We start from the raw sequence: 3,884 nt of genomic DNA on the forward strand, positions 1-3,884 counted from the left end.
ATGCTTGGGCTTCCGGGTTTCCTTGACATTATTTTGTCCTGCTGATTACCGATCACAGTCGTGCTGGATAACGCCCGCTATCAGCGCTGCGCATTGGTGCAAGCCAAGGCCGACGCACTGAAGATAGAATTACTCTTTCTGCCGGCTTACTCCCCCAATTTGAACCTCATCGAACGCTTGTGGAAGTTCGTCAAAAAACAGTGCCTCTATGCCAAGTACTACCCCGACTTCAACTCTTTCACCACGGCCATCGAACGCTGCTTGCAAGATACCCGCACCATCCACGCCAAAGCGCTCAATTCGCTATTGAGCCTGAACTTCCAAACCTTTCAGAAGGTTCAGTTATGACCGTTCAAAGTATATATACAGATTCCGGGCACTCTCTTGATGGCGTTGAATGGTTTTGTGGCGCAACCAGCGGCTATGTAGTGGTGTCGTGGTTTCCCATTTTCCAATGTAACGGATGATCTCTTGTTGATCGGTCACAGCATAAACTAAGTGGGGTATCCACGTAAATACGGTGATCGTGGTCAATATATAGTTAAAAGTATTTGTTAACAATGAGATACGTTAAGGATGCAGTAACCACGCGCGCTACACAAAAACATTCGCACCCCATTGATTTCTTTAAATAATGCGCGAGTTACCGTATTTAGCTGGATACCCCACTAAACTAAAGTGCCCTTGATGCTGCTCCACCGCTGCTCCATCGCGAATTTTGATGATTGCTCCCGTGCATGTAACACGCAAATCAATCAACTCAGATCCTGTGTATCCCTCCGCTATGGAATTCGCATCAAAGTTAGTGTTGCCTCTGCGCTCTGGTAACGGCACTCAATGCCGCGAGTTCCTCTACCAATTAACCGTTATAATATGTTCAACCATTGAACGTACCTAGGCTACCCGTTGTGCTAAGTGAAGACCTTCGTTACAAATTGCTGAAACTCCTCGCCGAAGAACCGCAGATCAGTCAGCGTGATCTGGCGGGCCGCTTGGCTATCAGCGTTGGCAAAACGAATTACTGCCTCAGCGCGCTGGTCGATATCGGGTTGGTGAAAATCAACAACTTTCGCAAGGCGGACAACAAGATAGCCTATGCCTACTTGCTGACCCCAAGAGGGATCGAAGAAAAATCAAAGGTTACGGTCAGCTTTCTGCAGCGAAAGATTCGCGAGTATGGCGAACTGCAAGAAGAGATCGAAATGTTGCGGCAGGAAGTGCTGGCGGCCGCTAGCGACGAATCGCCGGCCTCCACTGCCAGCCTGACTCAGTCGGTTGCTATCGGAGAGGTCAATTGATCCCGACGACAAAGGGTGCAGAACAGGCCGAACAGTCCGGCTGGTATGTCATCTATACCAAGCCACGCCAAGAAGCGCGTGCCCTGGAAAACCTGTGCAACCAGGGGTTCGACTGCTGCCTGCCCACGCTCATGGTTGACCGCCTGCGTGCTGGGCGTCGCGTCGTTATCGCCGAACCCTTGTTCCCGCGCTATCTATTTGTTCACCTTGAGGCCGGCCGCAGTAACTGGTCGGCCATCCGCAGCACGCTTGGCGTCTCGCATCTGGTTCGCTTTGGTGGTGTGGCCGCGCGCATCCCGTCAGCACTTATCGCCGCATTGTCTGAGCAACCCGCGCAGCAGAAGGGTCTGTTTGATGTAGGTGAGCGCCTGAAAGTGATCGACGGACCGTTTGTCGGAATCGAGGCGGAATTGCTGCGACTGTATGAAGCTCCGGGTGGCGAAGCCAGAGTGATGGTGCTGATGGAGATTCTGGCGAGGCCGCAGAAAATAAGCTTGCCGGCCAGCGCGGTACGCAAGGCCGCCTAGCCGCAGTAATCCAGGCGTACGGTGCCGGGTAGATGGAAGGGAAGTCGCGTTTTTTGGAATGACGCTCAATCCAAGGGCGGTAGCGTGCCTGCCAGTCGGAAAACATGGGGTAGAACGTCGTTTGGCGTGCCTCACAGCGCATGCCTTAGCTAACACACCCTCCGCCAACGAATCTTTATAGCAACTGGCAAGCACGCGATGGACCCCCGTGATCACTGACCACACCAACCCGATGCAGAAACCCGAGCAGGACGCCAGCGGCGACCCCAACGACGACTACGACACCCCGTGGAAAGACGCCGTCACCCGCTACTTTCCAGAGTTCATCGCCTTCTACTTCCCTGACGTCCACCGCCAGATCGACTGGCCTCGCGGCCATGTCTTCCTCGACCAGGAACTAGCCCAGATCGTCAAAGATGCCGAACTCGGCAAGCGCCTCATCGACAAACTTGTGCGCGTCGCCACCCACGACGGCGACGAACAATGGGTCTACGTGCACATTGAAGTCCAGGGCGGTCACGACAGCAAATTTGCCGAACGCCTATTCACCTACAACTACCGGCTTTACGACAAATACCGGCGCCCCATTGCCAGCCTTGCCGTCCTCGCTGATGACCGCGAACACTGGAAACCCGAGCACTACGGCTACGAACTCTTCGGCTGCGCAGTCGGCATCCGTTTCCCCGTCGTCAAACTGCTTGATTACGAAGCACGCACCGAAACGCTGCTCGACGACCCCAATCCCTTTGCCATGGTCACCGCCGCGCAGTTGCTTACTCGCCAGACCAAAGGTGACAACCAGAAACGACTTGCGGCAAAATGGCGACTAGCCAAACTGCTCTACGAACGTAACTGGGACAAACAACGCATCATCGACCTCTTCAGCGTCATCGACTGGATGATGCAAGTCCCGCCCGAACTGCAAAAACAACTCTGGCAAGACATCGAACAACTCGAAAGGAACCGCGCCATGCCCTACATCACCTCAGTCGAACGGATCGGAATCGAAAAAGGAATGCAACAAGGCATGCAACAAGGCATGCAGCAAGGCATGGAGCAAGGCATGCAACAAGGTGAAGCAGTCGTTCTCGAACGTTTGCTCAAACGCCGCTTCGGACCCCTGACTCCCGAAACCCGCGCCCGCTTGGCCAACGCCTCCCTTGACCAGCTTGAACATTGGGCCGACAACATTCTCGACGCCAAATCGCTTGAAGAAGTATTCACCAATCACTGATGGAAGCGCAGCGCCTGTTTGCCGAAGCGAAGAACTACCAATTGATCAATTGCGTGGCAAACCTCGTCCTTCAGGGCAGGGGCAAGAGCGCGGATGGCAAAGCCATCCTGGCCTTTGAAATTTAGTGCGGCGTCTACCGCGGTTCTAGGTGCTGTCGGATAACTGCGATGGGCGCTCGGCCACAACAGCCAGCAAAGTAGCTGGGCGACCAAAGCGCACCGCCCCATCGCCAGAGTCACAGCCATCGCTGCAACCCCCAGGGTAAATTTGTTCTAACCCCTCCGGCGTCATACCGGCGAATGCCGGTATCCAGATTCGTCCATCCGATCAAGATGTTAAAAGACTTATTTGATTAACGAACTGGATTCCGGGTCAAGCACGGAATGACGGTAAATCAATGGGTTAGCGGTAGAACAAATTTACACTGCTGCAACCCCATGTAGGCTTGATCTACAGCCTGAATGCCTGAAGCGTAGCGTATTCATTGGTTTTTCGGATTGAGGATGATGTGCTCTTAACTTGAAATGGAACCGCGTACACAATGCGTCTAGCAAATGAGGAACGTTTAGCCATCAGTGACACCATCCACCAAGCCGATGCAGACGCCTTGATTTACCTGTTTGGCTCGCGTGTTGATGATGCAGCCAAAGGTGGCGATATTGACCTTTTGGTGCTTTCCAAAAGAATCAACCTCATGACGAAGCTGGATATTCTTGCGCAACTGCACCAGAAACTAGGCGAACGTAAGATCGATATTGCTGTATATGCTGATAAGTAATCACGCAAAACTGATATGGAACTTTGTGCCAAAGCTTGCCAGAAGGG

5 protein-coding genes and 1 pseudogene are annotated in these 3,884 nt (G+C 53.2%); all 6 read left to right on the forward strand.

Going from position 1 to position 3,884, the window contains the following annotated elements:
- Positions 1 to 45 precede the first annotated feature (45 nt).
- A pseudogene (locus ACOYNV_RS26375) lies at positions 46 to 348 on the forward strand (transposase); the annotation flags it as partial.
- A 560-nt stretch (positions 349 to 908) separates the two neighbouring features.
- A complete protein-coding gene (locus ACOYNV_RS26380) occupies positions 909 to 1,298 on the forward strand; it encodes a MarR family EPS-associated transcriptional regulator (protein ID WP_422902792.1) in 390 nt (129 codons plus the stop codon).
- Positions 1,295 to 1,825, forward strand: coding sequence for a transcription/translation regulatory transformer protein RfaH (gene rfaH / locus ACOYNV_RS26385; protein WP_422902793.1), 531 nt, complete (start codon positions 1,295 to 1,297; stop codon positions 1,823 to 1,825). The genes ACOYNV_RS26380 and rfaH overlap by 4 nt, the downstream gene beginning before the upstream one ends.
- Positions 1,826 to 2,033: 208 nt before the next feature.
- On the forward strand, positions 2,034 to 3,059 hold the full coding sequence (locus tag ACOYNV_RS26390) for a DUF4351 domain-containing protein (RefSeq protein WP_422902794.1): 1,026 nt from the start codon (positions 2,034 to 2,036) through the stop codon (positions 3,057 to 3,059).
- The gene (locus ACOYNV_RS26395; protein ID WP_422902795.1) at positions 3,059 to 3,184 is read left to right on the forward strand and encodes a hypothetical protein; all 126 of its coding nucleotides are present in this window, start codon (positions 3,059 to 3,061) and stop codon (positions 3,182 to 3,184) included. Before ACOYNV_RS26390 ends, ACOYNV_RS26395 begins: the two co-directional genes overlap by 1 nt.
- Positions 3,185 to 3,600: 416 nt before the next feature.
- Positions 3,601 to 3,837 carry a nucleotidyltransferase domain-containing protein gene (locus ACOYNV_RS26400; protein ID WP_422902796.1) on the forward strand — a complete coding sequence of 79 codons (237 nt, stop codon included), beginning with the start codon at positions 3,601 to 3,603 and terminating at the stop codon, positions 3,835 to 3,837.
- Positions 3,838 to 3,884: the final 47 nt, after the last annotated feature.

Source organism: Propionivibrio sp. (genome assembly GCF_049316945.1).
In the GTDB taxonomy this organism is placed as follows: domain Bacteria; phylum Pseudomonadota; class Gammaproteobacteria; order Burkholderiales; family Rhodocyclaceae; genus Propionivibrio.

Bases quoted from the DNA above. Each gene is read 5' to 3' on its own strand.
- ACOYNV_RS26395 (WP_422902795.1), top strand. From the start codon at position 3,059: ATGGAAGCGCAGCGCCTGTTTGCCGAAGCGAAGAACTACCAATTGATC.
- ACOYNV_RS26400 (WP_422902796.1), top strand. From the start codon at position 3,601: ATGCGTCTAGCAAATGAGGAACGTTTAGCCATCAGTGACACCATCCAC.